Raw genomic sequence first — 14,557 nt, forward strand, 5'->3', positions numbered from 1 at the left:
GCCTACGGTCAGCGCACAGCGATCCGCAGGAGGCAGAGATGCCAGGACCACGGCCGGGCAGCAACGCGTACGACAAGCAGCGGGCACGCCTTCGCGACCTCGTCGAGCAGTCCGGACGGGCCGCCGACAAGGAGGCGAACCAGGTCGCCAACCGGATCCTCCAGGACGACAGGGGCCAACGCGGTGTGGTCCGGGGCGAACGGACCTACGGCCCCAAGGGCAACCGGGAACCGGGTGACCCGAAGTGAGGACGGCAGCGGTTGTCGACGGCGCCATCGCGGGCGCCGTCGGCAGCGCCGTCCTCAACGCGGTGTCCTACCTCGACATGGCGTTACGGGCCCGGCCGGCCAGCAGCACCCCCGAATCGGTGGCCGGACGGCTGGCCGACGTCACGCACGTCGACCTGGGCCCCGGCGACGAGGCGGCGAACCGCCGCTCCGGCCTGGGGCCACTTCTCGGGTACGCCACAGGCATCGCCGCCGGAGCCGCGTTCGGCCTGCTCGCCGCGCGTCGCCTGGTGCCGTTGCCGCTGGCCACGGTGCTGCTCGGCGGCGGGGTGATGGCCACCTCCGACGGCTCGATGACGGTGCTCGGCGTGACCGACCCGCGCACGTGGCGGCGCGGCGACTGGGTCTCCGACCTGATTCCGCACCTGGCGTACGGGCTGTCGGCCGCAGCCACCTGGCGGCGGCTGCGGCCGACGTCGGCGCGCGGTTAGCTCTCGTCGTCGGCGACCGGCTCACCGGCCGGGCCGTACGGCGACACCTGTCCCCTCGGGACGGGCCGTCCGGCGTCGGCGTTCGACGTGCCACGGCCTCGCGAACGGCCGCCCGCCTGGGTGGCCGTCTTACGGCTGTCCTGGCTGGTGGCGCCGAGGTCGTTCCGGCGCAGTTCCTCCTGCTGCGGCTTGACCACGGGTCTCTCCTTCCCGGTGGGAGCACACGGCGTCGGCCGCGCACCCGCCCCGCGTACCCGCCGCCGCCCGGCGCATTCCGGCTCGGCCCGGGGGTCTGGCCGGGGCCGGGGCGGGTAATGCGGGTGGATGCCAGACGATCGCAACGTCGCGCGAGCCCTGCTGGACCGGCAGTCCCGCACGTACGCGGAGGAGGCCGGCATCGCCCTGGCCGACCGGCCCGGCCCGCTGTACCAGTTGCTGGTGCTCACCACGCTGCTGAGCACCCGGATCCGGGCCTCGGTGGCGGTGGCCGCCGCCCGGGAACTGTTCGCCGCCGGTTACCGCACCCCGCAGGCGATGGAGGCGGCGACCTGGCAGGACCGGGTCGACGCGCTGGGCCGGGGTCACTACCGGCGCTACGACGAGCGGACCGCCACCATGCTCGGCACCGGCGCCCGGCTCTGCCTTGATCGCTGGCACGGCGACCTGCGGCGGCTGCACAGGGAGGCCGGCGCCGACCGGGCCGTGCTGCGCCGGCTGCTCACCGAGTTCCCCGGCATCGGCCCCACCGGCGCGGACATCTTCCTGCGCGAGGCGCAGTCGGTCTGGCCGGACGTGTGCCCGTACGCCGACCGGCGCACGCTCGCCGGGGCGCGCCGGCTGGGCCTGCCGGCGAGCCCGGGTGACCTGGTCGGGCTGGTCGGCGAGGCCGACTTCGGCCGGCTGGCGTCGGCGCTGGTGCGGGTGGCCCTGGGCGAGGAGTCGGCCGGCGAGGTGAGCCGCAGCGCCGCGACCGCCCACTGAGCCGGGCGGCTACTTGGCCGGGCCGGGCTTGGTGAGGTTCCAGGCCAGCAGCGAGGCGAGCAGCGCGAGCAGCACCACGCCGCCGGAGACGCCCTCCTCGCCGCTGCCGCGGCTCCCGGAGAACCCGAAGTAGATCACGGCAAGTCCGGCCAGCACGGTGATGAACGTACGCAGTCCTCGGTCCTTCACGCCCGCACCGTACGGCCGGCGGCCGGACACGGGACGGGGATCGGGCGGTTGTCCCCCGTCCGGGTGTCAGTCCGGGGAGCGGCCGACAGCTGGGCCGCGCAGCCGGACCCGGCGGATCGCGCGCCCGGCCACCTCGACCACCTCGACGGTGAGGCCGGGCAGCCGCACCCGCTCCCCCGGACCCTCGGGCAGCCGGCCCAGACCGGCCAGCACCAGCCCGGCCACCGTGGTGTACTCCCGCGACAGCGGGAACGTCACGCGCACGCCCACGTCGGGCAGGTCGTGCAGCGGGAAGTCGCCGGGCAGCAGCAACGCGCCGTCCGGCTCCCGCACGGCGCGGCGTACGTCCTTGTCGGTCTCGTCGTACAGCTCGCCGACCACCTCCTCGAGCAGGTCCTCCATGGTTACGAGGCCGTCCACGCCGCCGTACTCGTCGACCACCAGGGCGAGCTGTTCGTGGCGCTGGCGCAGTTGCCGCATCGCGTCGGCCACCGGCAGCGTGCCGGGTAGCAGCAGCGGCGGGCGGGCCCGGTCGCCGACGAGCGCGCCGTCGGCGTCCACCAGGTCGCGGATGTGCACGGTGCCGCGGACGTCGTCGAGGCCGCCCGGTCCGATCACCGGCGCCCGGGACCGCCCGGTCGCGGCCAGGTGCCGCATCGCGTCGGCCGCCGGCAGGTCGGCGGGGAGCGTGGTCACGTCGCGGCGCGCGACGAGGATCTCCCGCAGGGTACGGCCGGCGATGTCGAACGCTCCGGCGAGGATCTCCCGCTGCTGGGCGGACAGGCCGCGCTGGCTGACCAGCATCTCCCGCAGCTCCTCCTCGGTCACCTCCTCGCGGCTGGCGCGCGGGTCGCCGCCGGCGAGCCGGACCAGCAGGTCGGTGGAGCGGCCGAGCAGCCACACCGCCGGCCGCGACAGCCGGGCCAGCAGGTCCAGCGGGGCGGCGCTGATCAGCGCCCACCGTTCCGCCGTCTGCATGGCCAGCCGCTTGGGCGCCAGCTCCCCCACCACGAGGGTGAGGAACGTCAGCAGCAGCGTCACCACGAACACCGCCACCGGACGGGCGGCCGCGCCGAGGAAGCCCAGCGGGCCGACCAGCGGCTCGGCGAGTGTCACCGCGGCGGCGGCCGAGGCGAGGAACCCGGCGAGCGTGATGCCGAGCTGGATGGTGGCCAGGTAGCGGTTCGGCTCGCGGGTGAGGCGGCTCAGGCGCGCCCCGGCCCGACCGGACCGCGCCAGCCGCCGCAACTGCCCCTCCCGCAGGCTCACCAGCGCCATCTCGCTGCCGGACAGGGCGGCGTTGACCAGGATCAGGACCAGCACCAGCGCGACCTGGACACCCATCAGTCGGTCTCCAGGTCGTCCAGCGAGATCGCGTGGGTCATCAGCCAGCGGGCCAGCGCGGCCATCCCGAACAGCCACAGCGGCGCCGACTCGGTGGGGCCGTTCGTGGCGAAGATGGCGAAGCGCAGGTCCGGTGCCCGGTACGCCTCGATCCGCCACTTGTGGTTCTTGTCCCGCCAGACCGCGGAAGGGTCCATGGCGTCACGGTAGGTGACCGGCGTGGGGCGGTGGCGCCGGTTGGCTCAGCCCGGCGGGCGGACCACCTCGCGGGCGTCGTCGGGCAACCGCCGGGTGGCCCCGCGCCGGTCCAGCAGCTCCAGCAGCGGCACCGCCACCCGGCGGGTGGTGCCGAGCGCCTGCCGGGCGGCGCTGAGCGTGAACGGCTGCGGCAGCCCGGCGAGCACGCGTACCGCGTCGTCCGGTGCGCCGGGCAGCAGCACCACGTTCTCGGCCAGCTTCAGCAGCGCGCCGGCCCGCACCGCGGCGCCGATCTCCCGAGGGCCGAGCCCGAGGTCGGCCAGGTGGTGCGCCTCGGGAGCCTGGAACGGGCGGTCGCCGTACTCGGCCCGGACCCGGTCCACCGCCCGGGCCACCGGGTCCGGCAGGGTCTGCTGCGGGGCCGCGGTGACCAGGCCGTCACGCAGCCGCAGCGGTGGGCGCAGCAGCGCCGTGACCAGGGCGCGGTCGGGCAGGTCGAGCCGGTGCCGCAGCACGTCGACGGGTACGCCCGCGGCGAGCGGATGCTCGGCGGCGTACCGGGTGACCTCCTCGGTGAGGCGGCGGCCCAGGTCCCGCCAGTGCTCCGGGTCGGCCAGCCACTGCCCGGCCACCGGCGTCGCGGTCGGTGGCACGCCCATCCGGGTCAGGTCCCCGGCCCGGACCAGCCGCCGTCGCCGCAGTTCCCCGGCCGGGTCCGGCCGCCCGTCCAGGCCGGCCAGCACCGCCGCGCGGGCGGCGGCCGCGCCCCGGCGGCGCAGCGGCGGCGGGTCCACGTCCAGCACCGTCACGCCGCCCGCGACGTGGTGCCGGCCGGGATCGCGCAACAGCGCCCGGTCGCCGATCAGCAGCGGCAACGGACGGGCCAGGCGCAGCCGTACCGTGTCCGGGCCCAGCGGCCGGACCCGGGCGGGCACCGCCGCCGAGCCCACGTGCAGGGTGAGCGTGGCCGGCAGGTCGGCGGCCGGATCGCCGGACAGCCGCACGTCGAGCAGGTCGGTACGCCCGAACCGGCCGGGGCTGAGCAGCGCGTCGCCGCGCCCGACCCGGTCCCGGGGCAGGCCGCGCGGGTTCACCGCGACCCGGGCCACCGCCTCGACGGCGGGGTGTGCGACGCCGAGCGAGTGCAGTCCGCGTACCCGTACCGTCTCGCCGGTGGCGGCCAGTTCCAGCTCGTCGCCGACGCGCAGCCGGCCGCCGCCGAGCGTGCCGGTGACCACAGTGCCGCTGCCCCGGACGGTGAACGCGCGGTCCACCCAGAGCCGCACCGGCGCGTCGGCGGCCGGGTCGGGCAGCCGGGCGGTCAGGCGGTCCAGGGCGGCGCGCAGCTCGGGCAGCCCGGCGCCGGTGACCGCGGAGACCGGCACCGCCTCCACCTCGCCCAGCGACGTGGCGGCGACCTCCGCGCGGGCCCGCGCGGAGGCCGGGCCGGGATCGGCCAGGTCCGCGCGGGTCACCGCGAGCAACCCGTACGACACACCCAGCGCGTCCAGCGCGGTCAGGTGCTCGGCCGACTGCGGCATCCAGCCCTCGTCGGCGGCCACCACGATCAGCGCGGCCGGGACCGGGCCGACACCGGCGAGCATGTTCGGCACGAACCGCTCGTGCCCGGGCACGTCGACGAAGGCGAGGGTGCCGCCCGAGGGCAGTGTCGTCCAGGCGAAGCCGAGGTCGATTGTCATGCCCCGGCGGCGTTCCTCCGCCCACCGGTCCGGTTCCATCCCGGTCAGCGCCCGCACCAGCGTGGACTTGCCGTGGTCGACGTGCCCGGCGGTCGCCACCACCCACATGCCGGTCAGTCCTCCACGCTCAGCACTGCCGCGCGGACCCGCGCGTCGGCGCCCTCCGGCACGGCGCGCAGGTCGAGCAGGAGCCGGCCCTGCAGCACCCGGCCGAGGATCGCCGGGTCGCCGGTACGCAGCGGCCCGGCGTACCGCTCGGGCAGGCTCAGCGCCCACGAGTCCAGCTCCACCCCGGGTGCCCCGCCGCCGCCGACCACAGCGGCGCTGGGCACCACCTCGGCCTTGCAGCCGTCCTCGCCGAGCCGGTCGCGCAGCCGTTCCAGCCGTTTCCGCAGCCGGGCCGGGTCGGCGTGCAGCGCGTCCCGGGTGGGCGTGCTCGGCGCGTACAGGGTGGCGGCGAGCGCGGCGAGGGTGAGCTTGTCCACCCGCAGCGCCCGCGCGAGCGGGTGCCGGCGCAGCCGCTGCACCAGGCCGGCGTCGCCGAGCAGCAGACCGGCCTGCGGGCCGCCGAGCAGCTTGTCGCCGCTGGCGGTGACCAGGTGCGCGCCCGCGCGCAGGGTGGTGGCCGCGTCCGGCTCGTCGGGCAGCATCGGATCCGGCGCGAGCAGCCCCGAGCCGATGTCCGCCACCACCGGCACGCCGAGCGTGGCCAGCTCGGCCACCGGCACCGCCGAGGTGAAGCCGGTGACCACGAAGTTCGACGGGTGCACCTTCAGCACGAACCCGGTGTGCTCGCCGATCGCTGCCGCGTAGTCGGCGCGCGTGGTGCGGTTGGTGGTGCCCACCTCGCGCAGCCGCGCGCCGGTGCTGGCCAGCAGGTCGGGCAGGCGGAACCCGTCGCCGATCTCGACCAGCTCGCCGCGGCTGACCACGATCTCCCGGCCGGCGGCCAGCGCGGTCGCGGCGAGCACCAGCGCGGCCGCGCCGTTGTTCACCACGTGCACCGCCCCCGCGTCGGGCACGGCGGCGGCGAGCGCGTCGAGCGCCTCCCGGCCGCGCCGGGCCCGCCGCCCGGTCCGCAGGTCCAGTTCCACGTCGGTGTGCCCGGCGGCGGCGACGAGCGCGTCCACGGCCGACGGGGCGAGCGGGGCGCGGCCCAGGTTGGTGTGCAGCACCACGCCGGTGGCGTTGAGGACCGGCCGGGGCGTGCGGCCGGGCAGGTCCGCCAGTGCCGCGTCGCGTACCTGATCGGGGGTCAGCTCACCGCGGCGGGCGCGGTCCTGCGCGCGGACGATCGCGGCCTTGACCCGGTCGCGGCCGAGCGTTGCGGCGGCGGCGGCCAGCGTGGGATCGGCGAGCAGCGCGTCGGTGCGCGGAACCCGCCGTCGCGGGTCGACCTCACGCATCGGCGCACTCCCGGGAACGGTTTGGCGGAGACGGACGGGAATCGAACCCGCCTGGCCCGGGTCCCGGACCACACCGGTTTTGAAGACCGGGAGGGGCACCAGCCGCCTGAACGCCTCCACGCAGCAGTCAATCACAGCGCGGCGCGGGCCGCCCGGGGAGGTGTCAGACCTGGTCGGCGGCCCGCCGGTCGGCGCGTTCGCGCTGCGGCACCACCGTGTACCGCGGATCCCGCGCCGAGGCGACCCCGCCGTGGAAGATGCCGAACCGGGTGCACACCGACGCGGCGATCAGCGCGCCGCCGGACAGCGCGGACAGCACCCGGCTGCGCCGACCGACAAGCGCGCCCACGACACCGGCGGCGGTCAGCGCCCGGCCCGCGCGCAGCAGCTTGCCGGGCGTGCCCTGGGTGTAGGGCTCGCTGAGCAGCCCGAGCCGGTTCTCCACCCGGTGCGAACCCCACAGCTCCATCGCCGCGCCCGCCACCGCGAGGCGCCGCGCCGGGCCGGCCTGCCCGGGCGGCGCGGCCACCAGCCCGACGCCCGCGCCGCTGGCCAGGGCGCTGCCGGCGAAGATGGCGGGCAGTTCCGGGTACGCCTCGTGCCACGACGGCACCGCCGTGTCCGCCAGCAGCACCCCGGTGTACGTGGCCAGCGCCGGCGCGGTGACGGCGGCGACCAGACCGGCGGCGTGCCCGGCCGGGGGCAGCAGCCGGCGGCCGAGCCCCAGCAGACCCCGCTCGGGCAGCAGCGGGGCCGCCTCGGCGATCGCCGCGGCCCCGGCGGCCGGGCCGAACACGCTGAGGATCCAGGTGCCCACCGACATCGGCGAGGTCACCTTCGCCACCCGCAGCATGTGGTGGAAGCGCGACGGCCGGCCCAGGTCGTTCACCAGGAAGTACGTGCTCGCGCCGACCGCCGCGAGCGAGGTGATCCGGCCGGCGCGGCGCAGCGCGGGGCGGCCGGTGAGCTGCCCGCCCGCGGCCAGCAGCGACGAACCGGCGGCGAGACCGCCGGTGAACAGGTACGCGGCGATGTCCCACCGCCACACCGGCGGCTTGAGGACGGGCCGGCCGTAGTAGGAGGTGAACTCGGCCGGTGGGACGTTGAGCTGTTCCCCGCCGCCCTTGCCGCCCTTACGCCGGGCGCGACGCGGCACCGCGTCGCGGGGCGGGTGCGGGGCCAGCCCGGCGTCGCGGGAGCCCGCGTCGGTGCGGCCCACGCCGGGACCGGCGGCGGTGGCCCGGCTGCCGCCCTCCCCCTCGGCGGCGCCGCCGCTCTCCCGTTGCGTGGACAGGCGCTCGCGGAATCGGCGGAACCGGTCACCGACCGGGCGGTCCGGGCTCACGACGATCCTCCGACGAACGCGGCGACGGCAGCCGCCGCCATGGTCAGCGCGGCCAGTCCGGCCCGCTTCCACATCTTCGGCAGGTCCCGGGTGGTGACCACCGGGTCCGGCGGCAGCCCGTACACCTCGGGCTCATCCAGCAGCAGGAAGAACGCGCCGTCGCCGCCCACCCCGTCGGTCGGGTCGTGGCCGTACAGCCGTGCCTCCGGCACGCCGCGCTCGTGCAGCGCGGTGACCCGCTTCGCGGCCCGTTCCCGCAGCTCGTCGAGAGGGCCGTACTGGATCGACTCGGTCGGGCACGCCTGCGCGCAGGCGGGCGTCATGCCCGCGCCGATCCGGTCGTAGCACAGCGTGCACTTCCACGCCCGGCCGTCGCCCTTACGCTGGTCGATCACGCCGTACGGGCAGGCGGAGATGCAGTAGCCGCAGCCGTTGCAGATGTCCTCCTGCACCACCACCGTGCCGAACTCGGTGCGGAACAGCGAACCGGTCGGGCACACGTCCAGGCAGGCCGCGTGCGTGCAGTGCTTGCACACGTCCGACATCATCAGCCAGCGGAAGTCGGTACGGCTCTCCGCGCCGCTGTCCCGCCCGGGCGGCCGGGCACCGGGCATGCCGAGGAACTCCGGACCGGCGGCCATCCGCGCCGCCGCCTCCGGCTGCCCCGGCGGCAGGCCCGGATTCGTACCGGTGTCCGGTGCCGTGAGCGCGCCGGCGGCCGCCGACGCCGGGCTGGTCGCCGGGCCCGTCGGGTCACCCGCGAACGGCGGCGTGCGGTGGCCGGCCGGGCGGGGCTGCTCGATGAACGCGACGTGCCGCCACGAGTTCGCGGTCAGCGCGCCGGTGTTGTCGTACGACATGCCGAGCAGGTCGAACCCCGAGTCGGGGACGTCGTTCCACTCCTTGCAGGCCACCTCGCACGCCTTGCAGCCGATGCACACGCTGGTGTCGGTGAAGAAGCCCATCCGGGGCGGGGCGGAGACCCAGCCCGCGTCCGGGGCCGGGTCCAGCGGGCCGTACAGGCTGTTGGCGTCAGGCATGCGGTTCCCCGTCCTGGTGCGCGGCGGCCGACTGCTCGTCCGTGCTGCCGGCGGCGTCGTCCCCGCCGGCCGCGTCGGTGGTCACCATGGGCACCTTGCGGTCCGGCGTCATCCCGGCCCGCCGCTGGTAGTCGCCGACCAGGTCCAGCAGCGGCGGGCCGGTGGGCCGCCGGCCGGGCCGGATGTCGCAGGTGCCGACCTTGCTCTCCTGGATGAGGACGTTCGGGTCGAGTGTGATGCCGAACAGGTCGTTCGCCGAGTCGCCGGTCACCAGGCCCTCGGTGCCGAAGTGGTACGGCAGCCAGACCTGGTGGATGATCCGGCCGTCCACCCGCAGCGGGGTGAGCCGGTCGGTGACCAGCACCCGCGCCTCGATCACCGCGCGTCCGGTGATCAGGTGCGCCCAGCCCAGGTGGGCCAGCCCGATCTCACCGGCGAGTTCCGGTGACACCTCGACGAACATCTCCGGTTGCAGCTCGGCCAGGCGCGGCACGGTACGGCTCATCCCGCCGGCGGTGTGGTGCTCGGTGAGGCGGCTGACCGTGAACACGTACGGGAAGACCTGGCTGTGCGGCTCCGGCGGGCTCGGGTTCATCCGGTTGATCGGATGCTCGTAGACCTTGCGGGTCGGGTTGGCCTGCTGGCCGTAGAGCGGGTTGCGCATCGGCGACTCGGCCGGCTCGTAGTGCGTCGGCAGCGGGCCGTCGAGGACGCCGCTCGGCGCGTACAGCCACGCCTTGCCGTCACCCTGCATGACGAACGGGTCGTCACCGGCGAGCCCGTCCGGGCCGGAGGCACCCTCGGGCGGCCGGTACGACGGCGGCTTCGTCTTCTCGAAGTCGGGCACGTCGTACCCGGTCCACTCGCCGGCGTCCGGATCCCACCAGACGTACTTCTTGCGCTCGCTCCACGGCCGGCCGTCCGGGTCGGCGGACGCGCGGTTGTAGAGCGTGCGGCGGTTCGCCGGCCACGCCCAGCCCCACTCGGCGGCCACCCAGTCCTGCTCGTGGCGGGAGCGGCGGCGGGCCGCCTGGTTCACCCCGTCGGCGTACACGCCGGAGTAGATCCAGCAGCCGATCGCCGTGGAGCCGTCGTCGCGGGCCTCGGCGAAGCCGCTGAGCAGACGGCCGGTGCCGACCTCGTACCCGTTGATCTCCTGGAGCACCGCCTCGGCGCTCGGCTCCGCGTGCGGACCGTGCGTGGGATAGTCCCAGGCCAGGTCCAGCAGCGCGCGGTCGCGGCGCTCGGTGGAGCCGGCCAGCTTCTCCCGAAGCACGCGGCCGAGGTGGTAGAAGAACCACAGCTCGGAGCGGGCGTCGCCCGGCGGGTCGACGGCCTTCTCCCGCCACTGCAGCAGCCGCTGCGTCTGGGTGAACGTGCCCTCCTTCTCCACGTGCGAGGCCGCCGGCAGGAAGAACACCTCGGTGCGGCACTCCTCCGGGACGATCTCGCCGGTGGCGACCTCCGGGCCGTTCTTCCAGAACGTGGCGCTCTCGATCATGAACAGGTCGCGGACGACGAGCCAGTCCAGGTTGGCCATGCCCAGGCGCTGCGCCCGGCCGTGCGCCGAGCCGACCGCCGGGTTCTGGCCGAGCAGGAAGTAGCCCTTCACCCTGCCGTCGATCATGTTCAGGACCTGCTGGTACGTGCCGTGGTCGCCGGTCATCCGGGGCATGTAGCCGTAGCAGAAGTCGTTCTCCGGCGTCGCCGCGTCACCCCAGTACGCCTTGAGCAGGCTCGCCGCGAAGGAACGCGAGTTGCCCCAGAAGCCCTTCTGGCCCGGGTGCCGGATGCTGTTCACCCACTCGTCGAACGTGGGGTGGTCGGCGTGGTGCGGCATCGGCAGGTAGCCGGGCAGCAGGTTGAACAGCGTCGGGATGTCGGTGGAGCCCTGGATGCTGGCGTGCCCGCGCAGCGCCAGGATGCCACCGCCCGGACGGCCCATGTTGCCCAGCAGCGTCTGGATGATCGACCCGGTGCGGATGTACTGCACGCCGACGCTGTGCTGCGTCCAGCCGACCGAGTAGACGAGCGCGCCGGTACGCTCCCGGCCGGAGTTTTCCGTCCACGCGCGGGCCAGTTCGAGGAACTTCTCCTCCGGGATGCCGCACACCCGCGCCACCATCTCCGGCGTATAGCGGGAGAAGTGCCGCTTCAGGATCTGGTAGACGCAGCGCGGGTGCCGCAGCGTCTCGTCCCGCTCGGTCTGCGGCGGCATCGGCTCGCCGTGCGACTCGTGCTCCAGCCCGGAGGCCGAGTCGCGTTCCTTGCCGGTGCCCCGGATCTTGGCTTCGCCCTCGTGACCCGCGTACTGCCAGGTCGCGTGGTCGTACGAGCCGGTGTCCGGGTTGTATCCGGAGAACAGGCCGTCCAGGTCCTCGGTGTCGGCGAACTGCTCGCTGACGATGTTTGCCGCGTTCGTGTACGCCAGCACGTACTCCCGGAAGTCCAGCTCGTTCTCCAGGATGTGGTGCACCACGCCGCCGAGCAGCGCGATGTCGGTGCCCGCCCGGATCGGCAGGTACGTGTCGGCGAGCGCGCTGGTACGCGTGAACCGCGGGTCGACGTGGAAGACCTTCGCGCCGCGCTTCTTCGCCTCCATCACCCACTGGAAGCCCACCGGGTGGGCCTCGGCCATGTTCGAGCCCTGGATGACGATGACGTCAGCGTTGGCGAGATCCTGCTGGAAGTCCGTGGCGCCGCCGCGACCGAAGCTGGTCCCCAGACCGGGGACGGTGGCGGAGTGTCAAATACGCGCCTGGTTCTCGATCTGGAGTGCCCCCATCGCCGTGAACAGCTTCTTGATGAGGTAGTTCTCCTCGTTGTCCAGCGTCGCGCCGCCGAGGCTGGAGATGCCGAGCGTCCGGTTCAGCGGTCGGCCCTCGTCGTCGACGTCCTCCCAGGTCTCCGCGCGGGCGGCGAGGATCCGGTCGGCGATCATGTCGAGCGCGACGTCGAGGTCCAGGTCTTCCCACTCGGTCGCGTACGGCCGGCGGTAGCGCACCGTGGTCTGGCGCAGCGGGCTGGTCACCAGGCTCTTGCTGGCCGAGCCCTTCGGGCAGAGGCGGCCGCGCGAGATCGGGCTGTCCGGGTCGCCCTCGATCTGGGTGACCTTGCCGTCGGAGTGGAAGACGCGCTGCCCGCAGCCCACCGCGCAGTACGGGCAGACCGAGCGGGCCATGCCGTCGGCGGTCTCGGTGCGAGGGCTCAGCTCGGCGGAGCGCGCCGACTGGGCGGCGGCGCCGCGACCGAGCGGGTCGGTGCCGGTGAGTTGCCGGTAGACGGGCCACCCCTGGATGAACGTCTTCAGACCCACCTGGGCACCCCCTCCCCGTCGAGAACGGCTCACCTCTTCCGGTAACCCTAGGGCAGCCGTCCAGGACGTGCGAGTCGAGCCGCCGATCGGCCCCGTTCGGGGGGCCGGACGGGGTGCCGCGACCGGCGTCCGGGCGAACGTGAAGCGGGGTCCGGTTCAGTCGGGCACCCGACAGCGCCCGTCCCGGTGGTGCTTGATCATCGATGAAGCTGGTGCGGCGGGAGGTCGGAGTGGCAACGGAACTGATGCGGGTACGGACCGAGGACGGCGAGGAGGTCTTCTTCGAGATCCGTCGCCAGGACACCGGGTTCGGCGAGGCCGGGCTCGACGAGCACATCGTGGAGGCGCGCAGGCGTTTCGAGACCGGCCTGCGTGAGATCAACATCGCGGCGCAGAAGGCGCTGGCCACCTTCCGCGCCGCCGCGCACCGCCCGGACGACATCGAGATCGAGTTCGGCGTGAACTTCACCGCCGAGGCGGGCGCCGTCTTCGCCAAGACCGGGATGGACGCCCACCTGACGGTCAAGCTGACCTGGTCCGCCGGGCCACCCCCGGGCGAGGCACCCGCGCGGTGAGTCACAAACCGGCGTGGCACGCCAGGATCACCGGGGCGACCCGCGGCAGCGGCTTCCTGATCGACGAACGCCACGTGCTGACCTGCGCGCACGTCGTCGGTGACCGATCCGAGGTGACCGTGTCGTTCCTGGCTCTCGGCCGAGACCACGCCGCGCCGGGGACTGTCGTCTTCTGCGGCCCCTGGCAGCGCGGAAGCAGCGAGGGAGACCTCGCGGTGGTCCGCCTGGACGAGCCGGTGACAGTGGTCCCGGCTCGGCTGGCGCCGCTGCACGCCGTGGACGTCTACGCCGGGCAGGAACTGGCCGCCTTCGGTTTCCCCAGCGGCTACCTCGAGACCGGGCAGATCGCCTACTTCACCGCGGAGCCGGACCCGCGTCTCGCCGGCCACGCCTGCCAGACCGACGCGACCGACGGCACCGGCTTCGTGCTGACCGAGGGATACAGCGGCTCCGCCGCCTACGTCAAGGGCTCGTACGACGTGGTCGGCATGGTGATCTCTGCCGACCGGGCCGGTCCCGGCGGGAGCCGCAGCGGCGTCATCCTGCCGATGGACGAAATCCACAGGCAGTGGCCGGAGATCGCCGAGCGGATCGCGCTGGGTCCGTTCGGTCCGGGGCCCTACCGGGAGCTGCGGGACATCCTGCGGGGCGTCCACCTGCCGGACGCGCACGTCATGGGCCGGGCGCTGTGGGCGGGCCCCGACCCGCTGCCTGCCCGCCCGCTGCCCTCCCTGCTCGCGGTGGCCGAGGCACTGGCGGTCCTGCCCACCTCCGGCGAGGACGGGATCCGCGACCTGGTGGTGAGGCTGCTGTGGGAGGTCGGCAAGCGGGTGCCCGGCCGCCGTGCCGCCCTGCACGAATGGAGCGGCCGGCACGGCTGGGGCGCCGGCCCGTCGCCCGCTGACGGGCCGGCCGCCGAGGTCGCGGTCCGGCAGGCGTGGATCGTGGTCCGGGTGGCCACGACCGGCGCGCCTCGCCGCCGGGCGCACCGGCTGACCATCTGGACCGCGAGCGGCCCCGAGGGCGACCTCGACGAGCCGGTCCTCGACGACGTGGAGGTCTCCCGAGCCAAGGTCCGTACCGCCGTGCAGCAGGCGCTGCCCCGCGCCTACGCCCGCATCCCCCACGGCTGCGAGACGATCGGGGTCGAGTTCGTCCTGCCCCGCGGGCTGCTCGGCTGGGACGTGGAGAGCTGGGTCGCCGAGGGCGACACCGCGCCGCTGGGCTGGAAGGGGCCGGTGGTGGTACGCGACCTGGACTGGTTCAACTCCACCACCCCGCACGAGATCGTGCGGCGTGCCAACCGCCTGCGCGAGGACCCACGCACCCTGGACGCGATCGTCCGCTGGCTGGAGTGCTCCGCCGCAGTTCCCCAACCGGACAAGTTCCGGGCCTGGCTGTGGCAGGACGACACGCCGGTAGCGGTCGGCCTGACCGGCGTGTGGGCCGCTGAGAGGCACGTACACGAGGCGGTGGCCACCGGCGTGCCGGCGCTGCTGTGGCGACGAGGCTCCTGCGAACGGCACACCGTGCCGGCCGAGGGATGCCCGGCCACCAGGTTCTGCCGGGACATGGCCGAACGCCTGCATGGTCTGCGCAGCGACCAGCTTCCCCGGACGATTCGCGCGTTGCGCGCGGAATCCGGCCTGAACGACGATCCCGGACACTGCGGCCGGGACGTGACACTGCTGTGGGACGAACCGAAGCGGCGCCCCGCGCCGCTCGGCTTCGCGGAGTGAGGAGCG

The 14,557-nt window shown here is 74.7% G+C and carries 14 protein-coding genes and 1 tRNA gene; 5 read left to right on the plus strand and 10 right to left on the minus strand.

Going from position 1 to position 14,557, the window contains the following annotated elements; all coding sequences use genetic code 11:
* The first annotated feature begins 38 nt into the window (after positions 1-38).
* Positions 39-248 carry a phosphatidylethanolamine-binding protein gene (locus AB0B20_RS26680; protein WP_120569853.1) on the plus strand — a complete coding sequence of 70 codons (210 nt, stop codon included), beginning with the start codon at positions 39-41 and terminating at the stop codon, positions 246-248.
* The gene (locus AB0B20_RS26685) at positions 245-718 is read left to right on the plus strand and encodes a hypothetical protein (RefSeq protein WP_357387463.1); all 474 of its coding nucleotides are present in this window, start codon (positions 245-247) and stop codon (positions 716-718) included. The genes AB0B20_RS26680 and AB0B20_RS26685 overlap by 4 nt, the downstream gene beginning before the upstream one ends.
* Here AB0B20_RS26685 and AB0B20_RS26690 read toward each other — a convergent pair.
* A complete protein-coding gene (locus AB0B20_RS26690; RefSeq protein WP_318334106.1) occupies positions 715-915 on the minus strand; it encodes a hypothetical protein in 201 nt (66 codons plus the stop codon). The genes AB0B20_RS26685 and AB0B20_RS26690 overlap by 4 nt on opposite strands.
* A 127-nt stretch (positions 916-1,042) precedes the next feature.
* Between AB0B20_RS26690 and AB0B20_RS26695 the strand changes: the two genes are divergently transcribed.
* A complete protein-coding gene (locus tag AB0B20_RS26695; RefSeq protein WP_357387465.1) occupies positions 1,043-1,699 on the plus strand; it encodes a hypothetical protein in 657 nt (218 codons plus the stop codon).
* A gap of 9 nt (positions 1,700-1,708) precedes the next feature.
* Here AB0B20_RS26695 and AB0B20_RS26700 read toward each other — a convergent pair whose 3' ends face one another.
* The 9 genes from AB0B20_RS26700 to fdh form a co-directional block, all read right to left on the minus strand.
* On the minus strand, positions 1,709-1,888 hold the full coding sequence (locus tag AB0B20_RS26700; protein WP_073829444.1) for a hypothetical protein: 180 nt from the start codon (positions 1,886-1,888) through the stop codon (positions 1,709-1,711).
* Positions 1,889-1,954: 66 nt separating this feature from the next.
* Complete coding sequence (locus AB0B20_RS26705) at positions 1,955-3,232, minus strand: hemolysin family protein (RefSeq protein WP_357474398.1); 1,278 nt, start codon at positions 3,230-3,232, stop codon at positions 1,955-1,957.
* Positions 3,232-3,429: a hypothetical protein gene (locus AB0B20_RS26710; RefSeq protein ID WP_013286387.1), complete on the minus strand. Its 198-nt coding sequence runs from the start codon at positions 3,427-3,429 to the stop codon at positions 3,232-3,234. Before AB0B20_RS26710 ends, AB0B20_RS26705 begins: the two co-directional genes overlap by 1 nt.
* Before the next feature lie 45 nt (positions 3,430-3,474).
* Positions 3,475-5,238 (minus strand): selenocysteine-specific translation elongation factor, encoded by a 1,764-nt coding sequence (gene selB, locus AB0B20_RS26715; RefSeq protein WP_357387469.1) that lies wholly within the window; start codon positions 5,236-5,238, stop codon positions 3,475-3,477.
* A 5-nt stretch (positions 5,239-5,243) separates the two neighbouring features.
* Positions 5,244-6,536, minus strand: a complete 1,293-nt coding sequence (gene selA / locus AB0B20_RS26720; protein WP_357474401.1) for an L-seryl-tRNA(Sec) selenium transferase — start codon at positions 6,534-6,536, stop codon at positions 5,244-5,246.
* Positions 6,537-6,558: 22 nt separating this feature from the next.
* Positions 6,559-6,654 (minus strand) — tRNA-Sec (locus AB0B20_RS26725).
* 45 nt (positions 6,655-6,699) lie between these two features.
* Positions 6,700-7,881, minus strand: coding sequence for an NrfD/PsrC family molybdoenzyme membrane anchor subunit (gene nrfD / locus AB0B20_RS26730; protein ID WP_357474404.1), 1,182 nt, complete (start codon positions 7,879-7,881; stop codon positions 6,700-6,702).
* Positions 7,878-8,921, minus strand: a complete 1,044-nt coding sequence (locus tag AB0B20_RS26735) for a 4Fe-4S dicluster domain-containing protein (protein ID WP_357387475.1) — start codon at positions 8,919-8,921, stop codon at positions 7,878-7,880. The genes nrfD and AB0B20_RS26735 overlap by 4 nt, the downstream gene beginning before the upstream one ends.
* Positions 8,914-12,237, minus strand: coding sequence for a formate dehydrogenase (gene fdh, locus AB0B20_RS26740; protein ID WP_357474408.1), 3,324 nt, complete (start codon positions 12,235-12,237; stop codon positions 8,914-8,916). Before fdh ends, AB0B20_RS26735 begins: the two co-directional genes overlap by 8 nt.
* 230 nt (positions 12,238-12,467) lie before the next feature.
* Between fdh and AB0B20_RS26745 the strand changes: the two genes are divergently transcribed.
* Together AB0B20_RS26745 and AB0B20_RS26750 are read left to right on the plus strand one after the other, a co-directional pair.
* Positions 12,468-12,812 (plus strand): CU044_2847 family protein, encoded by a 345-nt coding sequence (locus tag AB0B20_RS26745; RefSeq protein WP_357387479.1) that lies wholly within the window; start codon positions 12,468-12,470, stop codon positions 12,810-12,812.
* Entirely contained in the window at positions 12,809-14,551 is a 1,743-nt protein-coding gene (locus tag AB0B20_RS26750; protein ID WP_357474411.1) for a trypsin-like peptidase domain-containing protein, read from the plus strand. The genes AB0B20_RS26745 and AB0B20_RS26750 overlap by 4 nt, the downstream gene beginning before the upstream one ends.
* Positions 14,552-14,557 lie beyond the last annotated feature (6 nt).

Source organism: Micromonospora sp. NPDC049151 (genome assembly GCF_040648395.1).
GTDB lineage: Bacteria > Actinomycetota > Actinomycetes > Mycobacteriales > Micromonosporaceae > Micromonospora.

What these genes read in the sequence shown, in the direction of transcription:
- AB0B20_RS26680 (WP_120569853.1), top strand. Translation starts at nt 39, where the DNA reads ATGCCAGGACCACGGCCGGGCAGCAACGCGTACGACAAGCAGCGGGCA.
- AB0B20_RS26695 (WP_357387465.1), top strand. Translation starts at nt 1,043, where the DNA reads ATGCCAGACGATCGCAACGTCGCGCGAGCCCTGCTGGACCGGCAGTCC.
- AB0B20_RS26705 (WP_357474398.1), bottom strand. Translation starts at nt 3,232, where the DNA reads ATGGGTGTCCAGGTCGCGCTGGTGCTGGTCCTGATCCTGGTCAACGCC.
- AB0B20_RS26710 (WP_013286387.1), bottom strand. Translation starts at nt 3,429, where the DNA reads ATGGACCCTTCCGCGGTCTGGCGGGACAAGAACCACAAGTGGCGGATC.
- selB (WP_357387469.1), bottom strand. Translation starts at nt 5,238, where the DNA reads ATGTGGGTGGTGGCGACCGCCGGGCACGTCGACCACGGCAAGTCCACG.
- selA (WP_357474401.1), bottom strand. Translation starts at nt 6,536, where the DNA reads ATGCGTGAGGTCGACCCGCGACGGCGGGTTCCGCGCACCGACGCGCTG.
- AB0B20_RS26735 (WP_357387475.1), bottom strand. Translation starts at nt 8,921, where the DNA reads ATGCCTGACGCCAACAGCCTGTACGGCCCGCTGGACCCGGCCCCGGAC.